The organism is Gloeobacter violaceus PCC 7421 (assembly GCF_000011385.1).
GTDB lineage: Bacteria > Cyanobacteriota > Cyanobacteriia > Gloeobacterales > Gloeobacteraceae > Gloeobacter > Gloeobacter violaceus.
Window position 1 is genome coordinate 1,842,881 of the sequence record NC_005125.1, and the last position, 19,410, is coordinate 1,862,290.

Sequence of the window (19,410 nt, forward strand, 5' to 3'; positions counted from 1 at the left end):
GTTACTTATGCGGAATCGTAGAAAACGAGGGTGACAGGCACTCCTCGCGCCGCTGCCGCAGAATATATTCGATGGCCACTTGATCGCGCTTGGCTTTCCAGCTGATCAGCTCGCTGGTCATCGTCTTGATTTGCTCCTCGGAGGCGCTCGGATCGGCGATCATTTTCTCAAGTTGCGCCTGCCTGGTGCGGATGTGATTGTTGATGGTCCGAAACTGGCGGCTGAAACTCTGATCGAACTCGCTGCGGTTGCAGGCGCTCTGGGCGCTCACCGGTAGGGCATGGCCCAAGAGCAACACCAGACAGCCCAGGTAGACAAGCGCCCACCCGAATCGTCGCTCAGCGCAGTGTAACAACCAGTTCATCAGCGCTCGTTCGGCAGCGAGATCTCCTCGCGCTCGAGGAGAATGGCGTAGGCATCCTCGGGGGCACGATCCTCCAACAGGTAGCTGCGAGCCGCCATCTCCATCAGTGGTGGGGCGGGCTCGCGGGCGACTTCAACTCCGGTAAGGTCGGAGCCGGCGGTGAGGATCGGTTTGCGGTCGGGACTTTGCCACCAGTACCCTACCACGGCGAAGAGCAGGGCGGCGGCGGTGGTAAGGGAGCCGCTCAGCCACCGCCGCCGGGCCTCGAGACGGTCAAACACTCGATCGGACAGCCGCGGCGGCAAAGCCGGAGCGCCCAATGCGCGGCTGGAGCGCTGCAGTTTAAGCAGGTCTTCGTAGAGCTTGCGGGCCGCCGGATCCGCCTGGAGCCACTGCTCGACCTGTTGTTGTTCGGCGGTGGACAGTTCGCCGTCCAGATAAGCGCTCAGTTGTTCGAAGCGATGCGGGTCCATGGAATTACAGGGGGCAGGGGAGCTTACAGGTAAGCGTTCAGTTGCGACTGCAGACGGCGCCGGGCCCGGGCGATGCGGGACTTGACGGTGCCGACGGAGATACCCAGGGTCTCGGCGATTTCTTCGTAGGCCATCCCCTCGATTTCTCGAAGGACGATGGTGGTCCGAAAAGCTTCCGGCAGCTCGGCTATTGCCCGCCGCAGGTGCTCATAGAATTCACACGTTACCAGATTCTCATCCGGCCCGGGGGACTGGGCGGCAAGCTCCCAGTCCAGTTCGCCGTCCTTGGTCTGGATGGGTGCGTCGAGCGATAGAGGCGGCCAGCCGCGCCGCCGCCGCCGCAACTCGTCGTAGAACAGGTTGGTGGCGATTCGACCTGCCCAGGAGCGAAACTTTTCGGGTTCTTTGAGGCGCTTGACATAGCGGTAGACACGAATCCAGACCTCCTGGGCAAGGTCCGAGCGGTCCTGCCAGTCGGGTGCCAGATGGTAGAGCAATCGGTCGATGTGGGCTTGGTGGCGGCGCATTAGTTCGGCAAAGGCCGCCCGGTCGGGGCTGAACCCTTGCTGGCAGCGCACCACCAGTTCCTGGTTGCTCATTTTGTGCAGGCAGAGGGGCTCCTTGGCGGCGGAGACGAGGGGCCAGGGCAGAGGCAGACTGTTTTCCATCGATTCGGGAGGCCGGGTGAAGTTCGCGGACAATGCCAGAAGTGACGTGCCCTCTACAACCCGGGTTCCTCGATTATCCGCAAAAGATTTGCAAGCCGCCTTGCGCCCGAGCGTAAGATTGAGTTGTTGCATCAACGACCGCTATGGGCAAAAAAAGCCGCACCAAGCGCGAAGCGGCCCTTTCCGGCAGCCCCGAGGCTGCTCCTGGAGTCTCTCCTGCCGCCGAGAACAAGCTGGTTATCCCCAAAGAGATCAACGGTCGCTTCCTGGGGAGGATCGTCTTGTTTTCGGGGGTGCCTTTTGCCCTGGCCCTGGGTGTGCAGTTGATCGGCGCCACCCTGATTCGCGCGGGCTATCCGCTTCCGAGCGCCGTGGTGCTGCTGGTGAATTTGTTGTTTTTGGGCATCAGTGTCTTGGGGATCACCTATGCCATCCTCTCGGCTTCGTGGCATCCCCAGGTACCCGGCAGCCTGCTGGGCATCAAAGAATTCAAAGAAAACGGTGGGCGGCTGCTCGCGGCGCTGCAAAATGAAGGCGAGAAACGTCGAGTGGAGAAAAAATCTTGATTGTCGTGCTCAAGCCGGGTGCTCCCCAAGGCGTGGTGGACGCCCTCGTCGACCAGTTGCGCGGCTGGAATCTGGAAACCCAGACCATCGTCGGGCGTGAAAACGTGGTAATCGGCCTGATTGGTGACACCAGCAGTCTCTGCGACGACCGCGTGCAGGAACTGAGCCCCTTCATCGACCGGGTTCTGCGGGTCAAAAAGCGCTTCAAGCGCGCCTCGCGCGAATTTCATCCCGAGCGCACTGTGGTGAGTGTCCCGACGGCGGGCGGCACGGTCGAAATTGGGGGCGAAGGGCCTCTGGTGTGTATGGCGGGTCCATGCTCGGTAGAATCCGAAGCGATGATCCTGGAGACGGCCCACCGGGTCAAAGCGGCCGGTGCCCGGATCCTGCGCGGCGGTGCCTACAAACCGCGCACCTCGCCCTACGACTTTCAAGGCCACGGCGAATCGGCTCTCGAACTGCTGGCTGCCGCCCGTACCGCGACAGGCCTGGCTATCGTCACTGAGGTGATGGACACCAGTGATCTCGAAGCCATTGCCGAGGTCGCCGATATTGTGCAAGTCGGCGCGCGCAACATGCAGAATTATTCGCTGCTCAAAAAAGTCGGTCAGCAGCCCAAGCCGGTGCTGCTGAAGCGGGCTTTCTCCGCCACCATCGACGAGTGGCTGCTTGCGGCGGAGTATATTTTGGCGGCGGGCAATCCGAATGTGATTCTCTGCGAGCGGGGTATACGCACTTTCGACCGCCAGTACACCCGCAACACCCTCGATCTGGCCGCTGTGCCGGTTCTGCGCAGCATTACCCACCTGCCGGTGATTGTCGACCCGAGCCACGGCACTGGCCTATCGCAATTTGTCGAATCGTGCAGCAAGGCGGCGGTCGCCATCGGCGCCGACGGCTTGATGATCGAAGTACACCCCGATCCGGCCCGCGCCCTTTCGGACGGTCCGCAATGCCTGACGCCGGACGAGTTTGATGCTGCGATGGCGAACCTAGCCCCGATCGCCCTCGCGGTGGGGCGGCCGCTACAAACGGCCGCCCCGGCCGCAGCCCGTCCTTGAGCGCTACGCCGCACTGATCAGGTGCAATTCCACTTGCAGTTCGTTTGCCTCGGTTGCCGCAACCTCGGGGAAAAAATTCAAACGGGCATCGACGCCCTTGCCGAAAAAAGTTTTGAACTTCGGCAGGCGGTCCTCCCAACGCTGGCGATCCACTTTGAGCGAGTCAAAGCGCAACACCAGGGTGTAGCGGCCTTCGACAATCTCCTCGCGGTAGCCCAGCAACTCGGGCAACTCTTCATCGCGGCGGCTAAGTCCGATGCGCTTGAGGGCGTCGGCCATGTGGCGCGACTTGAAGTAGCTGCGCTTCGAGATATCCGACAGTACCTGCTTTTGAATCTCGGTGGCCTGCGCGTCGCGCACCGCATCGATGTTGGCGGGCGGTGCAGCCAACACCGCTGAGGGCTTGACCTCCGAAAATCGCAGCGTGATCCCCCCCACCAGCGGAAACAGAAAGTAATTGAGGCCCACAAAGCTCAAATTGGCCCCCAGATCCGCAAGCCCCGGTTGGGTCTGCAGAATGTAGCCGACCACGAATAGAGCGAACAACAACAGACCGAGCCCGGTGAGCAGGGTCGGCAACGTTAAGAGGGGCGATTTTTTGGCAAGGCTCATGCGCAACTGGATGCATCTTCATCCAGAATGCCCTAGATTCGGCCGCGGCGGTCCGGGATTCACTGGCGAGGCTTGCACTGGCCGCTGCGGATCAGCCCGACCCGACGGGCAATCGCGTCGCCACGGTCCTCAAAAGGACCCCAGGTTTTCTCGGCTGTCTCCAACTGCTGCTGGGTGATCTCGCAACTGCCGTCGGGAAGCTTGTGGATAAACCAGGGATGAGCCGATTCCATAGACTCAAATAGGACGTAGGAAAGTAGAAAATAGGACCCGGCAACTCCTGCTTTCTTCCCCCCAAGCCGAATCCTGTCTCTCTAAATACTAGCTTCCTGGCGGCAAGAAGACACCGAAAAATACACAGATTTTGGTAGGAGCGAATATTTGGCGGCGCAGGAGGCTTAACTTTTCGCTACAATCTGGATCGACGAAGCACGAAAAAGGCCGGTTGCCATGCGAGTGCGGATAGCGGGGGCGGGTCTGTCGGGATTCAGTGGTGCGGGTGGTCCGACCGACCGTCGATTTACATCTATCGTGCTTGCACCTGGAGGTATTCCTGGGCAGCCGTTTGCCGATTTCTCACTAGAGGGCGGTTTTACCAAACGAGTCGATGTGGTCAGTATGGAAGGTGTGCTCCTCTCCGGTAAGCTATGTGCTGGTGCACTCACCGGATCTTTCGCCAACCGCTCTGCCACGGTCCATGCTTGCTAGAGACAAGTCCCTGGAATCTTACGAGGCCTGCCGCCAGTTAACGGCGGAGTACTCCAAAACGTTCTACTTCGCCTCGCTGCTGTTTCCCATGGAGAAGCGCCGGGCGATCTGGGCGATTTATGCCTGGTGCCGCCGCACCGACGAGTTGGTGGACAGCCTTGACTTCAAGGCGGACCCGCGGATGCTCGACCGCTGGCAGGAGCGTCTGGATAAAATTTTTGGCGGTGGGGGCGAGGACGTTTATGATCTGGCTCTCGCAGACGCGGTGCGCAATTTTCCTCTAGAGATTCGACCTTTCCTCGACATGATCGAAGGCATGCGCATGGACCTCACCCAGGCTCGCTACGAGAACTGGGAGGAGCTGCATACCTATTGCTACCGGGTGGCGGGCACGGTCGGGCTGATGTCCTGTGCGGTCATGGGATTGGTAGATGATTGTCCGGAGGCACGCAGGCGGGCTGTCGCCCTCGGGGTTGCCAAGCAGATGACCAACATTTTGCGCGATGTCGGCGAGGACGCCCGGCGCGGCCGAATCTATCTGCCGCTGGAGGATCTGCGCAAGTTCGGCTATTCGGAGGAAGACCTGTTTGCTTATGTGGTCGACGAGCGCTGGGCAGCGTTGATGGAATTTGAAATTGCCCGTGCCGAGGCAATTTATCTAGAAGCCGAAAAAGGCATCCCGTACTTGATCCCCGATGCCCGATGGCCGGTGTGGGCCTCGCTGATTCTCTACCGGCGCATCCTGACCAAGGTGCGCTCCAACGGCTATCAAAATTTTTTACAAAGGGCCTATGTGCCCCGCGCCGAGAAGTTTCTGCTGCTGCCGGTCGCCTGGGCAAAGGCCCAGACATGAAGGGGGCTTCCAGGGCAAGGCCCCTGAGCCTCAGTCCTACGGCGCTCAAGCTCTACGTGCGCTGTGCCTACGCCTACGCCCTTGACAAGATCGTCAAAGTCCCCGGATATCGACGGATAATCGCCGCCCACCTGCACACGGGCCGGGCGGTGCATACGGTGCTGGAGCAACTTGTCCGCCAGGAGCAGATCCGGCCCGAGGACGCGGTGAGTTCACTGGAGCGGACTTTTAGTTGGGGAGCCTATACGGACCGTCAGACGGCTGAGGCTGCCTTCCAGACCGCCCGCGCGCGCCTCGACGCCTGGGTGGGAACGCCCTACGGCTGGGGAGCAGGCGAGCAACTCGCCGTCGAGAAGATGCTGCGCACCAGACCACGACCCCTGGGCAGCGCATCGATAGGCAGTGTAGTGTTGATCGGGAAACCCGATCTGGTACGGGTGGACCCCGAAGGTACCCTCGAAGTGGTCGATCACAAGTCGGGTAAACCCGGCGATGGGGTCGAGGCTCTAAAGCGGGACTTCCAGGCGGCCATTTACCGCATTCTGGCCGAGGAACGTTGGCCAGATTATTCGGCTTACCGGGTCAGTTTCAGCTATCTGGCCACCGGTACCGTGATCGGTCTTACCTACACGCGCGAAGAAGTGGAGGATTGGTGGCAGGCGTTGTTGACGGTGGCAGAGCGGATCGCCCGCGCCCGTCTGGCCGTCGAAAACGACATTGCGCTCGAGGAAGCTTTTGTGCCCGCTCCTGGAGAGCAATGCGCAGCCTGCACGTTCCGGCGGGTCTGCGCTTTTCGGGCCAGTTAAAATGACCGGACTGGCAGATTCAAGACGATTCAATTGGATTTATCTGTACTATAAGTTCGATTGATCGACAGTTCGCGTTATGTAGCGGCAATAGCAGTTTGACGGCGGGGAGCAACAAACAAGGACCGTTAGAGATTTTCTCTGGCATTGTCGTGGGGGGCTGCAGGTGGCATCTAAGCTGGAAGAATGTCCACAGTCCAGGTTCGCTCGGGTGGATTGCAGTTGCTCGCAATGCGCTTCCGAAACTGCCCCCCGTCGAGGCCGGTGGACTATTTAGGGCGTGCTCTTCATCCCTTCGGCCGGGGCGCTCATTGCTCCGCCGGGTTCGCTTGTCGACTCGGTGGTGGTTGTGGTGGTCGTTTCCGATTCGGTGGCAGGGCTTGAGCAACCGACCAACAAGGCTCCAAGAGCGAACACGATCAGGTACTTTTTCATTACGGTTTGCTCTCCGTGGTGGTCGTGGTGGTCGTTGAAGTCTCACCCATCGGGGTCGACTCGGTGGTGGTCGTGGTGTTCGTCTCAGTCTCGGTCTCCGGACTGGAGCAACCGACCAGCAACGCTCCCAGTGCAAGAACAATCGCGAACTTCTTCATCGGATGTTCACCTTTAGAGTTTCCAACCGCAAAACAAAACGCTGTCAATGTGAAGAACAGCTTTTCGCTTTGCGCCTCAGTCCAAAACGAATCATACCAGAAAGCTCAAACGGGACAATCCTTCAGAAGATGGGGCACCTGCAGGAATGCCCGCCCGGATCCCAAGGAAATCGGATGCTGTGCGGAGCGCTCCCCACCGCGCTCCCGGGCGGATCGCCAACTACCGCGGAGCGCGCTATGATGTTGGCTGCCCTCGGGCGGGTATAGTTTAGTGGTAAAACGAAAGCTTCCCAAGCTTTAGTTGCGGGTTCGATTCCCGCTACCCGCTTAAACAGCGATTGACGCCTTTGCACAAGACGGTTCAGCCTGAACAATTTTGTTGCGGTGACGGACTTTTCTGAGCTGCGGGTCTTCGGCGACTGGGATCTGCAACCCCGGCTAGGATGATCGAAAGGACGCGGGGTCCGGTTGTACCTGCGTGCAGCACCGCTCAATGGCAGGACAGTCGCTTCGGGAACGCTGGAATATCTCGCGCCTGGCTCTTAAATACCCCTGGCTGACCCTCGGTTTTTGGGTGGCCCTGAGTGTGGCTGGGATATTTGCCTTCGGATCGCTCAAATACGCGCTTTTTCCGGACATCACCTTTCCGGTGCTCGTGGTCAACGGCAGCCATTCTTCACTAAGCGCCGAGGACACCGAGGCGAATCTCACCCGCCCGCTTGAACAACGGCTCAAAAATCTCGCGGGGGTGGACAAAGTCCGCTCCCAAAGTTACCCGGGCCAGTCGGTGGTCAGTCTGGCCCTGGCGGTAGGCACCGACCTGGAAGCGGCAAAGCGCGAGGTGCAAACGGCGCTTGCGCAGGCGGCTCTACCCGCCGATGCCACGGTCACAGTCGCTCCCGTCAACCTCAACGAGACGGCGGTAGCCAGTTACGCCATCCAAAGCGACACGAGCGATTTAGACACCCTGGCCAAGGTCGCCCGTGCCCGCATCGTGCCGGCTCTCGAAAAGGTACCGGGGGTGCTCAAGGTCACGCTTCTCGGTGAGCGCGGCCTGGCGGACAATCCCACCGCCGTTCGCTTTGGCGGCAAGGACGCCCTGGCTGTGCAGGTGATCAAGCGCGCTCGGGCCAACACGCTGGAGGTGGTGCGCTCGGTGGACCAGGAGGTAGAACGCCTGCGCCAAGCACTGACGGGGATCGAGCTACGCCTTGCCGCCACCCAGGCCGACTACATCCGCGAAGCGAGCCAAGCCACCGTCGAAGCGCTGGCCCTGGCGGTCGCCCTCTCGGTGATGGTAATCTTTCCGTTTCTCGGCAGCTGGCGGGCTACGCTCATCTCGGCCCTGGCCATTCCGATTTCGCTGCTGGGTACATTCATTGTGATGGCGCTTTTGGGTTTCAACCTGGAGACCATCACGCTGTTGGCACTGGCGCTGGTCATTGGAATCATCATCGATGACGCCATTGTCGACGTTGAGAATATTGCCCGGCACCTCGATGAGGGGGAGTCGCCTTACCAGGCGGCGGTCTTGGCCACCGACGAAATCGGCCTGACGGTGACAGCGGCCACCATGACGATCGTGGCGGTCTTTTTGCCCGTGGGTCTGATGGGGGGCGTACTTGGCCAATTTTTTCGTCCCTTCGGAATCACCGTTTCGGCGGCGGTGATCACCTCGCTGTTGGTGGCGCGCACGCTCTCGCCGCTGCTCGCCTCGCGCTGGCTCAAGGCGCGCCCGCATCGGCCCGCCAAAATCGAGGCTTCCTGGCAGACTGGATTGGTGTGCCGCTACCGACGCATTCTCACCTGGGCGCTTGAACATCGCCCCGCGGTGATCGCTCTTGCCCTGGCAAGCTTCGTGGCTGGGCTGGCACTCATCCCACTGATTCCCAAGGGTTTTATTCCCCACCTCGACCGTGGCGAATTCAATGTCCAGTTCGCAGCATCCCTCGGTACACCGGTTGAAGACTCGCTGGCGGTGGCCAAGCAACTTGAAGACATACTGCGCGGGTTCCCCGATGTAGCGGCAATTTTTACGACGGTCGGGGAGCGGGGGGCAAGCCACAGGGGTTTGCTCTACGTGAAGCTGCGCGAGGAGCGCACCCTCAAAACTTTTGACCTGCAAGACCAACTGCGCGACCGTCTGCCGCCGCTTGAAGGCGTGGATGTGAGCGTCGAAGATATTCCTTTTGTGGACAATGGTGCCCAGAAACCCCTGGAAGTCGCCCTTTTGGGTCAAGATCTAGAGCAACTGCAGAGTGCTGCCGCCGCGCTAAAAGAGCGGCTTGCCAAGCAGCCGGGCTTTGCGGATCTGGCCGTCGGTGGGGCGGGGCAGTACGAGGGGCTCACCGTCGAAATTTCGCACCTGGATGGCGAGCGGGCGGTGTATCTGAGCAGCAACCTCAGCCGCGGGCTGACCATCGGCGAGGCGACCGATCGCGTCAAAGCGGCGGCAAAGACGGTGCTTCCCGCCGGGGTGCGCCTCAGCTTTGGAGGCGATACCGAAAATGTCTCCAATGTCTTTGGCGGCTTTGCGGCGACGCTGGTGCTCTCGGTGGTCTGTATCCTGGGGGTGCTGCTGTGGCTATTTCGCAGTTGGACCGACCCGTTGGTGGTGCTGCTGTCGCTGCCGCTTTCGGTGGTGGGAGCGATGCTCGCGCAATTTGTCACCCGCAGCGATTTCGGGATGATCTCGGTGATCGGGATCATCTTTTTGTTGGGTCTGGTCAATAAAAATGCGATTATCCTGGTCGATTACATCAACCAACTGCGCGCCGGTGGACTCGCGACCCGCGAAGCGATTCTCAAGGCGGGACCGATTCGCCTCAGGCCCATCTTGATGACCACGGCAGCGGCGATACTCGGCATGCTGCCCATTGCCCTGGGGCTTGGGGCGGGGGCCGAACTGCGCGCGCCGATGGCTATCGCCATCATCGGCGGGCTGTTGACCTCGACGCTGCTCAGCCTTATCGTGGTCCCCGTTGCCTATAGCCTGTTCGCCCCCTTGAAAGAATCCAAACACACCCTATGACCCTGCGCGTGTTCGTGACGGGCGGCACCGGCTTCGTGGGAGCCAACCTCGTGCGCTTGCTGCTCACCGAAGGTTACAGCGTGCGCGCCCTGGTGCGTGAACCTGCGAAGGCACAAGATCTGGCGGCCCTCGGTGCCGAAGTGGTAGCCGGAGATCTGGGCAGTCGCGCTCTGGCTGGGCAGATGGCGGGCTGCCGGGCGCTCTTTCACGTCGCCGCCCACTACAGCTTGCTGCAGGCCGATCGCGAGCGGCTCTGGCAATCGAACGTGCTCGGAACCCGCAACGTGCTCGCGGCAGCCCGCGAGGCAGGGGTAGAGCGGACGGTCTACACCTCATCGGTGGCGGCCATCGGCGTCAAAAGCCCCCGCGCCGATGAAAACCACCAGAGCCCACCGGACAAACTCGTGGGCGTCTACAAACAGTCGAAATATTGGGCGGAGCAGGAAGCACGTCGGGCCGCTGCCCGCGGCCAGGATGTGGTGATCGTCAACCCGACCGCGCCAGTGGGTCCCTTCGACAGCAAACCGACGCCGACCGGCGACATCGTGTTGCGCTTCTTGCGCCGCCAGATGCCCTTTTATCTGGAGACCGGCCTCAACTTCGTCCACGTGCGCGACGTGGTCCAGGGGCACCTGGCTGCCCTGGAGCGGGGCCGCTCAGGGGAGCGCTACATCCTCGGACACCGAGATTTGTCTTTCAAAGCGCTGCTCGACACGCTGGCGGAGGTGACCGGCATACCAGCCCCACAGATGGCTGTTCCCGATTGGCTGCCCCTGGGAGTGGCCTGGATCGACGAGCAGCTGCTCTCGCCCTTGCTCGGCCGCCCCCCCAGCGTGCCCATCGACGGCGTGCGCATGGCCGCCCAGCCGATGTACTACGACGCCTCGAAGGCCGTGCGCGAACTGGGGCTGCCCCAGACCCCCGTCCGGGAAGCGCTCGTCGATGCCGTAGACTGGTTTAGAAAGAACGGATACATCGGCAACGGGGGGGGATTCCGGCATGGCGGTTAGTCTCAAACAAGCGTTCGAAGTCGGAAAGTATTTGATTTCCCAGCGTCTCGCGGGCCGCGAGCGCTTCCCGCTGGTGTTGATGCTCGAGCCGCTGTTTCGCTGCAATTTGGCTTGCCCAGGCTGCGGCAAGATTCAGCACCCGGGCGAGATTTTGCGGCGCAACCTGACGCCTGAGGAGTGCTCTCGGGCGGTGGAGGAGTGCGGCGCTCCGATCGTCACCATCCCGGGAGGCGAACCGCTGCTGCACCCGCAGATCGACCAGATTGTCGAGGGGCTGGTCGACCGCGGCAAGTTCGTCTATCTGTGCACCAACGCCATCTTGCTCGAAAAAAATCTTGACAAATTCACACCCTCCGATTATTTCAGCTTCAGTGTGCATCTCGACGGTTTGCGCGAGGAGCACGACCAGGCGGTAGACCGCGAGGGCGTCTTCGATATCGCCATGCGGGCCATCAAAGCGGCAAAGGCGCGCGGCTTCCGGGTGACCACCAACACGACCATCTTCAACAACGCCGATCCGCAGCGGGTGCGGGAATTTTTCGATTTTCTGGGCGGACTCGACATCGACGGCATGATGGTCTCGCCCGGCTACAGCTACGAGTGGGCGCCCGATCAGGAGCACTTTTTGCAGCGCGATCAGACCCGAGCACTTTTTCGCGAGATTCTTGCTCCCTACCGTTCGGGGGAGGCGCGCTGGAACTTCAATCACAATCCGCTGTTTCTCGATTTTCTCGAAGGGCTCAAAGATTACGAGTGCACCCCCTGGGGAATGCCCAGCTACAGCGTGCTGGGCTGGCAGAAACCCTGCTATCTGCTCAACGAAGGTCACTACGCCACCTGGCAGGAACTGCTCGACAACACCCGCTGGGAGGATTACGGACATGCCAGCGGCAACCCCAAGTGCCGCGACTGCATGGTCCACTGCGGCTATGAGCAGACTGCCGCCATCGACGCGATGGAAATCGCCAACATCCCGCGGGTGCTTGCCAGCGTCATCACCGGCCGCTGACGGTCGATGATCCGCTCGCTGGTCTGGTTTCGCAAGGGTTTGCGACTACACGACAATCCGGCATTACTAGATGCAGCCCGGGACGCTGCGCGGCTCTACCCGCTGTTTATTGTCGATCCGTGGTTTGTGAACCCAGAGCGGGTCGGTGTCAACCGGATGCGCTTTTTGCTTGAAAGTCTGGGGGAGATTGACGGCAACCTTCGCCGACTTGGCTCGCGCCTGATTGTTCTGCAGGGCAGACCTCAGGAAGTGCTTGAGCGCGTACTTTCACGTTGGCAAATCGGCAGACTTTGCTTCGAGCGGGACACCGAGCCCTACGCCCGCAGGCGCGACGAAGCGATCCGCTCGATGGCCGAGCGCGTCGGGGTGCGGGTAATTTCCCCCACCGCCCACACCCTCTACGACCCCGATGAGCTTATCGAGTTGGGCCGTGGGAAAGTTCCCACCACCTACGGCGCCTTCGGGCGGTTGGCGGCAAAATTGGGCGAACCGGACGCCCCCGTGGCTTCTCCGTCGCACTTGCCGCCGCCAGGAGAATTGGACGCGGACTATGGCATCCCGACCCTGGCGGAGTTGGGCTACCCTGATCCCGAGTGCCCGTCCAGGGGGATCATCCCACCGGGAGGTGAAGGAGAAGGGCTGCGGCGCCTGCACGTCTACCTATCCGACCGGCAGCGATCGGCCGGATTTGCCAAACCCGACACCGACCCCACCGCTTTCGATCCGCCCTCTACCACCGCCCTGGGAGCGCATCTCAAATTCGGATGCCTCTCAGCCAGAACATTTTATGCCGAGGTCCAGAAAGTCTACCGGGAGGTGGGCGAGCATACCGAGCCGCCAATGTCTCTCATTGGCCAGATCCTCTGGCGCGAATTTTTCTACACCGTGGGCTACGCGACCCCGAACTACGACCGCATCGAAGGTAACCCCGTGTGCCGCCAGATTCCCTGGGACGACAATCCCGAATACCTGGCCGCCTGGAGCGAGGCGCGCACGGGATTCCCGTGGATCGACGCCGCGATGACCCAGCTGCGCACCGAAGGCTGGCTGCACCACCTGAGCCGCCACGCGGTTGCCTGCTTTCTCACGCGCGGGGATCTATGGGTGAGTTGGGAAAAAGGCCAGGCCGTCTTCGAGCGCTTGCTGCTCGATCAAGACTGGAGCCTCAACGCGAGTAACTGGATGTGGCTTTCAGCGAGCGCTTTTTTTAACGCCTACTACCGGGTCTACAGCCCGATCAGCTTTGCCAAAAAGTACGACCCCGAGGGCCGCTACGTCCGCCGCTACCTGCCGAAGCTAGCCCGGGTACCCGCCGAATTTATCTACGAACCCTGGAGGGCGCCCCTGTTGGTCCAGAAGCAGGCGGGCTGCGTCGTGGGCCGCGACTATCCGGATCCCATCGTCGATCACGAACAGGCCAAGGCCTGCAACCTTGAACGGATGCGACTGGCCTACGAGCAGAACGCCAAAGGTGGCTGAGCGCTTAGAGCGGTTTTCGGGTGCTTGCTACACACCTCATCTTCTAAAGCGCTTGCCGGGAGCACGTTTCAAAACGTGGCTATGTAGTGTCGGGCTGCGAACCGCTCTAGGAAGGAAATTGCTCGGCGTAGATTTCGACCAGAATTTGCAATGCCCCCGGGCGCACCTCGAATTCGAGCAGCTTCAAGGACATGCCTTCGAGTTCAAAATTGCTGATGTTCCCCAAGTCGTTGGCTTTTTGCAATAGACCCTGAGTGAGTTGAGGTGAGAGCGCTTCGCCTTCGGGGTACTGCACATCCTCCAGACGGATGCGGTTGGACTGCCTGTCACCCACCATATGGGCATCGAAGGTGACTTCGCGCTCTTCGCGGGTCTGGTGAATGAGAATGAGTGCCCGCATGCGGATGCGCTCGCCCCCGGGTAGTTTCACCTCGACGCGCCGGGTGTCGACGGTGAGTTGCTGACCGTCCGCCTGCACCTGCATATTCTTGAGCATGCCGAGGATGTATTCGGAATTGAAGGAGCGGTTGATATCCGCCTCGGTGAGCAGCACGCGGCAGGTGGCCTCGGTGGGGCGCTCCAGTTCGATTTTGCCCATCGCCGCCGCCAGCGGGTTGATCGAGATGCGTCCCACCTCGATCTCCATCTTCTCGACGCGCAGGTTCTTCTGCATCACCAGCCCTTCGCCCTCGACGGTGACCGAATCGACCTCACCGGTGATCAGCTTGAGCGGGTTGGTCTTGATGGAGACATCCATGTTCTCCACTTCGCGAAGTTGGCTTGACAGGCCAATCTCGGCCACTTTATTGAGCGCCTGTTCCCCAAGTCCTGCCGTGTCCTCGGCCATGGTGTCGCCTTCCGGTAATCGTTTCGAGGTCCACTGTAGGTGCTCACTGCGCGACGGGAGAGAGCACCAGGATAGACAAAGGTGGCCAGGCGTCTCCCTCCTGCGGGGGAAGGTTTCTTACTAACGCACCCACTCGCGCGAGCGCTCGACCGCCCGCTGCCAGACTGCGTAGTGCGCCTGCAGAACAAGTTGCCGTTCGCCCGATTCGAAGACGCGGTCGATGGGACGGGCAGCTACCAATTCGGCGTAGTCGCCCCAGAAGCCGGTCCCCAAGCCGGCGGCAAAGGCGGCGCCCTGGGCGGTGGTGTCGATGAGCTGCGGCCGTTCGACCGGCACCCCGAGCACGTCCGCCTGCAACTGCATCAGCAAGTTGTTGCGCACCGCACCGCCGTCCACTTTGAGCCGGGTGAGGGGCGTGCCCATGTCGGCGGCGAGGGCGTCGGTCACCTCCCGAGTCTGAAAGGCGATGGCTTCGAGCACCGCCCTTGCTATCTGGCCCCGCCCGCTGCCGCGCGTGAGGCCAATCAGCAACCCCCGCGCCCCCATATCCCAGTGGGGAGCCCCCAGACCACTCAGGGCGGGGACAAAATAGACTCCGCCGCTGTCGGGGACGCTCGCGGCAAGCGCCTCACTCTCATCGGCAGTCTCGATGATCCCGAGGCCGTCGCGCAGCCACTGCACGCTCGCCCCGGTCGTAAACAGCGCCCCCTCCAGCGCGTAGCCGGTGGAGGTGCGGTCGCTCCAGGCGACGGTAGTCAACAGTTGGTGGCGCGAGCGGATGGGGCGGTCGCCCGTGTGGGCCACCAGAAAAGAGCCCGTGCCGTAGGTGCATTTGACCAGGCCCGGCCGGTCGCAGCCGTGGGCAAACAGAGCCGCCTGCTGATCGCCCAGAATGCCCGCGATCGGCGCACTGTAACCCAAAACCCGCACGTCGGTCTCGGCGAGTACCCCGAGGGAAGGCTTGATCGCAGGCAAAATTTCCGCCGGGATGGCCAGAAGCTCCAACAGCTCCGGATCCCAGTCGCGGGTGTGCAAATTGAACAGCATCGTGCGCGAGGCGTTACTGGTGTCGGTGGCGTGCACCCGCCCGCCGGTGAGCTTCCAGATAATCCAGCTGTCGATGGTGCCCGCTTTGAGGCCGGGATAGTAGGGCCGGCGGTGGGCCAGCAACCAGGCCAGTTTGGTGGCCGAAAAATAGGCGTCGATCACCAGACCGGTGCGCTGCCGGATAGGGGCTTCCCAGCCTTCGGCGCGCAATTTCTGGCAAAGTGCGGCGGTGCGGCGGTCCTGCCAGACGATCGCGTTGCCGTGGGGGGTGCCGGTGGCCGCGTCCCACAACAGGCACGTCTCGCGCTGGTTGGTGAGGCCGACCGCGGCGATGCGCGCTGCACTTTGCGCCTGGACCTCGGCCACTACTTCGCAGGTAAGCTGCCAGATTGTCTGCGGGTCGTGCTCGACCCAGCCCGGCTGCGGGTAGATCTGCGGCACTTCCCGGTAGGCTCCTGCCGCCACCGCCCCGGACGGGTCGAACAGCAGCGCCCGGATGCCCGTCGTCCCCAGATCGAGGGCCAGAATCGCCCCGCTCACAGCAGCACCCGCGGAGGCAAAAACCACACCAACCGCCCCTGGTCCTGGGGATGGAGCAGGTCGATGCGCACCACCCCCGCCTTTTTGATGTCGAACCCCTGCCGGAAGCTCCCCCAAAGCAAAGTCTCCGCCCACGATCCAAGATCGGGCTGATGACCCACCAGCCCCACCGCCTGCAGCTCGGGATTGGCCTCCAGCCAGACGCGCAGATCCGACAGAGCGCCGCCTGGGGCCAGAGGAGCGAAGCGCTCCAGGCGCGGCGCGACGCCTTCGTCGATCAAAATCTCGGCCGTCTGGTGCGCGCGCACGAGGGGGCTGGTGAGCACGATTTGCAGTTTCACGTCCAGTTCAGCCAGACGCCGGGCGATGCGGCGCGTTTTTTTGCGCCCCTCGTCTGTGAGCATCCGCTCGTCGTCGTTGTCGCGCGTACCACGCTCCTCGGCGATGCCATGCCGCAGGATAAGAAGATCCATCGAAGCCCTTCCGGTCGTACCGGCACAATGAGCTAATATATCCCCGTGCAACTGGGTTACACCATGAATTTTTCCGGAGCCATGCTTTTCCGGTTGGTCGCCTCGGCCCTCGCCGCCCTCGTTTTTTTGTTCCAGGCGTCTTTCGCCTTTGCCCTTTCTGAAGATCAGCTTGTCGCCAAGCTCAACCTTGTCCCGGTCTTCACCATCGCCGACGCCAAGAACACCCCGCTGCTGCTGGTTCCCAAAAACGACAAGAACACGGCGGTCTTGAACTTCTACCTGGACCCGGCCCTGGCCAAACAGGCGATGCAGGTGGTAAAGACCCAGAACCCCGACAAGAACAAGACCTACCGGGTAGCAATCACCAGCCTCGGCCAGGCCTACAAAGTCGCCAAAGACGAACAAAAGAAACAGAGCGCCAAGGTGCGCTTTCAGTTTCTGAGCAGTCCCAAAAGCGTCGAGTATGCTACCGAGTTCTTCCGCAAAAAGGATCCCAACTTCAAGATGTTTCAAGGGGTGCCGGTGTTCTTTCTTTCCGGTGGCTCGGGCAACGGTATTCTGACGCTCAAGCGCGACGGTCAGGAGTACCTGCCGATGTTTTTCTCGGAGGTGGACCTGCAGCGTAACCTGCTTGAGCTGCGTAAAGTGCGCTCCGATCTGCCCAAGAACCTCTCCGTCGAAGCGACCACCCTCGATTCGATCGTCGGCACGATATTGAACGGCAAAAACGACAACGACTCGCAGAAGATCACTTTCGTTCCGGCCAAAGACGCCCTCGATTATGCCAAGACCGTCCAGAAGGACGCCAAACCCAAATAGAGGAACCCCGTTCCCGGTTTTGCCGTCTTGCACTAGGATGACAAGGGCTGCTGTCGGCTCGTCGTTCAGACAACCTATACATTCCCTGGAGCATCATGCAACAACGTTCACTGCAGAGAGTCGCCGCGTTGGGCTTCGCCGCCTTCCTGACTTCGCTGATGACCTGCACGCCCGCCCGGGCGATCCCCGAGGACGAGGTGATCAAAAAGCTCGATTCCGTCCCGGTCTTCTTGATCGCCGATACCAAGGGCAACCCCCTCATCGTCACCGTTAAAGACGACAAGACAAAAAAGGACACCTCCATCCTCTGGCTGTTCCTGGACCAGAACGCGGCCAAGGAGGCCTACGGCAATCTCCAAAAGAGCAACGACAAAGCCGCCAAAGAATCGCAAATCGGTGTGATTAGCCTCGGGCAAGCCTTTAAGGCGGCCAAAGAAGAACAGAAGAAAAAAGAGAACAAAGTCAATTTCCAATTCCAATCCGACCCCAAGACGGTCACCGCCGCCCTTGATCTGGCCAAGAAGGTCGACCCCAAGACCAAGGACTTCCCGGGCATCCCGGTTTTCTACGCCATGGGTACCGACGAGAAGACCAAGGCCAAAGGTTTTGTCACCTTCGAAAAGGACAACAAGCAGTACGTGCCGCTGTTCTTCGACAAAGACGATCTCGAACGCAACGTCGATCAGATCAAGCGCTCCAAGCCGGAACTGGCCAAGCAGATGAATATCGAGGTCGCTCCCCTCGACGCGGTGGTGGGCAACATGCTCGAAGGCAAGAACGACACCGAATTCAACAAGCTGACCTTCGTGCCTTCATTCAAGGCGGTGGAGTACGTGCAGTCGCTGAAGAAGGCTGCCGCTCCGGGTGCGGCCCCGGCTTCGGTGACCCCGGCTTCTTCCGCCCCGAAGCCGTAGCGCTGCGGCGGTGAGACAGCCGGCCGACGGTTGGCGGGAGCAAGCCCTGGCCGAGGCCCGGGTTCACGACATTGATGCGGCCGAAATCGACTACCTGATCGAAGCGGTCACAGGTCTCGACCGGCTGCGGGTACGCCTTGGCGGGCCACAAGCACTCGAAGCACACCGCGAAAAGCTCGCCGCCCTTTGGCGTCGGCGTATCGAAGAAGCGATGCCGCTGCAGTACCTGCTGGGCACCGCCCACTGGCGCGATCTGCAATTGCAGGTGAACCCTGCGGTGCTCATTCCCCGACCGGAGAGCGAGGCGCTGGTGGATGTTGCCGTCGATTTTTGCCGCTCCTGCGCCGGGGCGCGGGTGGTGGATTTGGGCACCGGTTCCGGGGCAATCGCCGTCGCCGTGGCCCGCGCCCTACCGGGAGCCACCGTCTGGGCGGTGGACGCTTCGGAGGCGGCTCTCGTGGTGGCAGGAGCCAATATCGAGCGCTACGGGCTTTCTGAACAGGTGCATTTGCTGCGGGGCAACTGGTTTGTACCTTTGCCCACGCAGCCCTTCGATGCCGTGTTGAGCAACCCGCCCTACATCCCGAGCGCTGAAATTGCCGCACTGATGCCCGAGGTGCGCCTGCACGAACCGCTCTCGGCTCTCGACGGCGGTTCAGACGGTCTTGATGCAGTCCGGCAGATTATTGCCGATGCCGCCCGGCATCTGCGGCCGGGCGGCATCCTCGCTCTCGAAGTGATGGCGGGTCAGGGCCCGACGGTAGTGCAACTATTGGCCCGCGACAGTCGCTACGGCTGTATCCGCACGGTGCGCGACTGGGCGGGGATCGAACGCATCGTGGTTACGTACGCTTGGGCGAGAGGATCATAATCATGTTGCGCCCCTCCACCGAGGGCTCCTGCTGCACCTCGCCGATCTCGGCGGAGTCGGCGGCAAGCTGCATGAGCAAATCTTTGGCCAGATTGGCATGCTGGATCTCGCGGCCCCGGAACATGATGGTCGCTTTGACCTTGTCGCCGTCTTTGAGAAAGCGGATCGTATCGCGCAGACGCACCTGGTAATCGTGCTCGCCAATCGTATAGCGCATCTTGACTTCTTTGACGTCGGCGGTGTGCTGTTTCTTGCGCGCTTCTTTGGCCCGTTTCTCTTGCTCGAATTTGTATTTACCATAATCCATGATCCGGCAGACCGGCGGCTGGGCGTCTTCGCTGACTACCACCAGATCGAGATTGCGTTCCTCGGCAATGCGCAGGGCATCGCGCGGGTGCATGATCCCCAACTGGGTGCCATCGGCGTCGATGGCGCGGATCTTCGGAAAGCGGATCCGCTCGTTGATCATGGGGAGGTTGGCTTGACCCCGGTCAGAGCGCTTCTTAATGACCAATCTTTGAGGAGCCTCCAGGCGAGAAAATCTTCCAAAAAACAAAGCAAGCCAGAGCATTTGCCCAGGCCGCAATTGGATTGGAAATTTGGGTGTTGATACTATTAGGGTAAGTTTTCCAACCTGCCCTGTCAAGTTGCTCAAACCAACGGAAT

Annotated in this window: 22 protein-coding genes and 1 tRNA gene; 12 read left to right on the forward strand and 11 right to left on the reverse strand. The window is 61.2% G+C overall.

Features of this window, described 5'->3' with window-relative positions; translation table 11 throughout:
* Position 1: 1 nt before the first annotated feature.
* Genes GLL_RS09000 through GLL_RS09010 form a run of 3 tightly spaced genes read right to left on the reverse strand, consistent with a single transcriptional unit; the run spans position 2 to position 1,505 of the window.
* Positions 2 to 364 carry a hypothetical protein gene (locus GLL_RS09000; RefSeq protein ID WP_011141735.1) on the reverse strand — a complete coding sequence of 121 codons (363 nt, stop codon included), beginning with the start codon at positions 362 to 364 and terminating at the stop codon, positions 2 to 4.
* Positions 364 to 837, reverse strand: a complete 474-nt coding sequence (locus GLL_RS22895) for an anti-sigma factor family protein (RefSeq protein WP_011141736.1) — start codon at positions 835 to 837, stop codon at positions 364 to 366. The genes GLL_RS09000 and GLL_RS22895 overlap by 1 nt, the downstream gene beginning before the upstream one ends.
* Positions 838 to 860: 23 nt before the next feature.
* Positions 861 to 1,505 carry a sigma-70 family RNA polymerase sigma factor gene (locus tag GLL_RS09010; RefSeq protein ID WP_011141737.1) on the reverse strand — a complete coding sequence of 215 codons (645 nt, stop codon included), beginning with the start codon at positions 1,503 to 1,505 and terminating at the stop codon, positions 861 to 863.
* A gap of 143 nt (positions 1,506 to 1,648) precedes the next feature.
* Between GLL_RS09010 and GLL_RS09015 the strand changes: the two genes are divergently transcribed.
* Both GLL_RS09015 and aroF read left to right on the forward strand, forming a co-directional pair.
* Positions 1,649 to 2,071 (forward strand): PAM68 family protein, encoded by a 423-nt coding sequence (locus GLL_RS09015; protein WP_011141738.1) that lies wholly within the window; start codon positions 1,649 to 1,651, stop codon positions 2,069 to 2,071.
* On the forward strand, positions 2,068 to 3,132 hold the full coding sequence (aroF, locus tag GLL_RS09020; protein ID WP_011141739.1) for a 3-deoxy-7-phosphoheptulonate synthase: 1,065 nt from the start codon (positions 2,068 to 2,070) through the stop codon (positions 3,130 to 3,132). The genes GLL_RS09015 and aroF overlap by 4 nt, the downstream gene beginning before the upstream one ends.
* 3 nt (positions 3,133 to 3,135) lie before the next feature.
* On the opposite strand, the gene GLL_RS09025 is transcribed toward aroF, so the two are convergent.
* Positions 3,136 to 3,744 (reverse strand): DUF2854 domain-containing protein, encoded by a 609-nt coding sequence (locus GLL_RS09025; RefSeq protein ID WP_011141740.1) that lies wholly within the window; start codon positions 3,742 to 3,744, stop codon positions 3,136 to 3,138.
* A gap of 59 nt (positions 3,745 to 3,803) precedes the next feature.
* A complete protein-coding gene (locus GLL_RS22845; RefSeq protein ID WP_011141741.1) occupies positions 3,804 to 3,977 on the reverse strand; it encodes a hypothetical protein in 174 nt (57 codons plus the stop codon).
* 374 nt (positions 3,978 to 4,351) lie between these two features.
* Here GLL_RS22845 and GLL_RS09030 point away from each other — a divergent pair, with 374 nt between their 5' ends.
* Positions 4,352 to 5,305: a phytoene synthase gene (locus GLL_RS09030; RefSeq protein ID WP_011141742.1), complete on the forward strand. Its 954-nt coding sequence runs from the start codon at positions 4,352 to 4,354 to the stop codon at positions 5,303 to 5,305.
* A complete protein-coding gene (locus GLL_RS09035) occupies positions 5,302 to 6,111 on the forward strand; it encodes a RecB family exonuclease (protein ID WP_011141743.1) in 810 nt (269 codons plus the stop codon). Before GLL_RS09030 ends, GLL_RS09035 begins: the two co-directional genes overlap by 4 nt.
* Positions 6,112 to 6,384: 273 nt before the next feature.
* Here GLL_RS09035 and GLL_RS09040 read toward each other — a convergent pair whose 3' ends face one another.
* Both GLL_RS09040 and GLL_RS09045 read right to left on the reverse strand, forming a co-directional pair.
* Positions 6,385 to 6,546, reverse strand: coding sequence for a hypothetical protein (locus tag GLL_RS09040; RefSeq protein WP_164928843.1), 162 nt, complete (start codon positions 6,544 to 6,546; stop codon positions 6,385 to 6,387).
* Positions 6,546 to 6,704, reverse strand: a complete 159-nt coding sequence (locus tag GLL_RS09045) for a hypothetical protein (RefSeq protein WP_164928844.1) — start codon at positions 6,702 to 6,704, stop codon at positions 6,546 to 6,548. Before GLL_RS09045 ends, GLL_RS09040 begins: the two co-directional genes overlap by 1 nt.
* Positions 6,705 to 6,961: 257 nt before the next feature.
* On the opposite strand from GLL_RS09045, the gene GLL_RS09050 reads away from it, so the two are divergent.
* The 5 genes from GLL_RS09050 to GLL_RS09070 all read left to right on the forward strand — a co-directional run bounded on the left by GLL_RS09050 (position 6,962) and on the right by GLL_RS09070 (position 13,233).
* Positions 6,962 to 7,032 (forward strand) — tRNA-Gly (locus GLL_RS09050).
* 165 nt (positions 7,033 to 7,197) lie between these two features.
* The gene (locus GLL_RS09055; protein ID WP_164929643.1) at positions 7,198 to 9,735 is read left to right on the forward strand and encodes an efflux RND transporter permease subunit; all 2,538 of its coding nucleotides are present in this window, start codon (positions 7,198 to 7,200) and stop codon (positions 9,733 to 9,735) included.
* Positions 9,732 to 10,745, forward strand: a complete 1,014-nt coding sequence (hpnA, locus tag GLL_RS09060) for a hopanoid-associated sugar epimerase (RefSeq protein WP_011141745.1) — start codon at positions 9,732 to 9,734, stop codon at positions 10,743 to 10,745. Before GLL_RS09055 ends, hpnA begins: the two co-directional genes overlap by 4 nt.
* Complete coding sequence (hpnH, locus tag GLL_RS09065) at positions 10,735 to 11,754, forward strand: adenosyl-hopene transferase HpnH (protein WP_011141746.1); 1,020 nt, start codon at positions 10,735 to 10,737, stop codon at positions 11,752 to 11,754. Before hpnA ends, hpnH begins: the two co-directional genes overlap by 11 nt.
* 6 nt (positions 11,755 to 11,760) lie before the next feature.
* Positions 11,761 to 13,233 (forward strand): cryptochrome/photolyase family protein, encoded by a 1,473-nt coding sequence (locus tag GLL_RS09070; RefSeq protein ID WP_011141747.1) that lies wholly within the window; start codon positions 11,761 to 11,763, stop codon positions 13,231 to 13,233.
* A gap of 106 nt (positions 13,234 to 13,339) precedes the next feature.
* On the opposite strand, the gene GLL_RS09075 is transcribed toward GLL_RS09070, so the two are convergent.
* The 3 genes from GLL_RS09075 to sixA all read right to left on the reverse strand — a co-directional run bounded on the left by GLL_RS09075 (position 13,340) and on the right by sixA (position 16,140).
* Positions 13,340 to 14,080, reverse strand: a complete 741-nt coding sequence (locus tag GLL_RS09075; RefSeq protein ID WP_011141748.1) for an LmeA family phospholipid-binding protein — start codon at positions 14,078 to 14,080, stop codon at positions 13,340 to 13,342.
* A gap of 120 nt (positions 14,081 to 14,200) precedes the next feature.
* Positions 14,201 to 15,694, reverse strand: a complete 1,494-nt coding sequence (gene glpK / locus GLL_RS09080; RefSeq protein ID WP_011141749.1) for a glycerol kinase GlpK — start codon at positions 15,692 to 15,694, stop codon at positions 14,201 to 14,203.
* Positions 15,664 to 16,140, reverse strand: a complete 477-nt coding sequence (sixA, locus tag GLL_RS09085; RefSeq protein ID WP_011141750.1) for a phosphohistidine phosphatase SixA — start codon at positions 16,138 to 16,140, stop codon at positions 15,664 to 15,666. Before sixA ends, glpK begins: the two co-directional genes overlap by 31 nt.
* 63 nt (positions 16,141 to 16,203) lie before the next feature.
* Between sixA and GLL_RS09090 the strand changes: the two genes are divergently transcribed.
* The 3 genes from GLL_RS09090 to prmC all read left to right on the forward strand — a co-directional run bounded on the left by GLL_RS09090 (position 16,204) and on the right by prmC (position 18,744).
* The gene (locus GLL_RS09090; RefSeq protein WP_164928845.1) at positions 16,204 to 16,959 is read left to right on the forward strand and encodes a Tic22 family protein; all 756 of its coding nucleotides are present in this window, start codon (positions 16,204 to 16,206) and stop codon (positions 16,957 to 16,959) included.
* A gap of 95 nt (positions 16,960 to 17,054) precedes the next feature.
* On the forward strand, positions 17,055 to 17,873 hold the full coding sequence (locus GLL_RS09095) for a Tic22 family protein (protein WP_011141752.1): 819 nt from the start codon (positions 17,055 to 17,057) through the stop codon (positions 17,871 to 17,873).
* A 10-nt stretch (positions 17,874 to 17,883) separates the two neighbouring features.
* Complete coding sequence (gene prmC, locus GLL_RS09100) at positions 17,884 to 18,744, forward strand: peptide chain release factor N(5)-glutamine methyltransferase (protein WP_011141753.1); 861 nt, start codon at positions 17,884 to 17,886, stop codon at positions 18,742 to 18,744.
* On the opposite strand, the gene infC is transcribed toward prmC, so the two are convergent.
* Positions 18,716 to 19,315, reverse strand: a complete 600-nt coding sequence (infC, locus tag GLL_RS09105; protein ID WP_011141754.1) for a translation initiation factor IF-3 — start codon at positions 19,313 to 19,315, stop codon at positions 18,716 to 18,718. The two genes, prmC and infC, sit on opposite strands and share 29 nt — an antisense overlap.
* Positions 19,316 to 19,410: the final 95 nt, after the last annotated feature.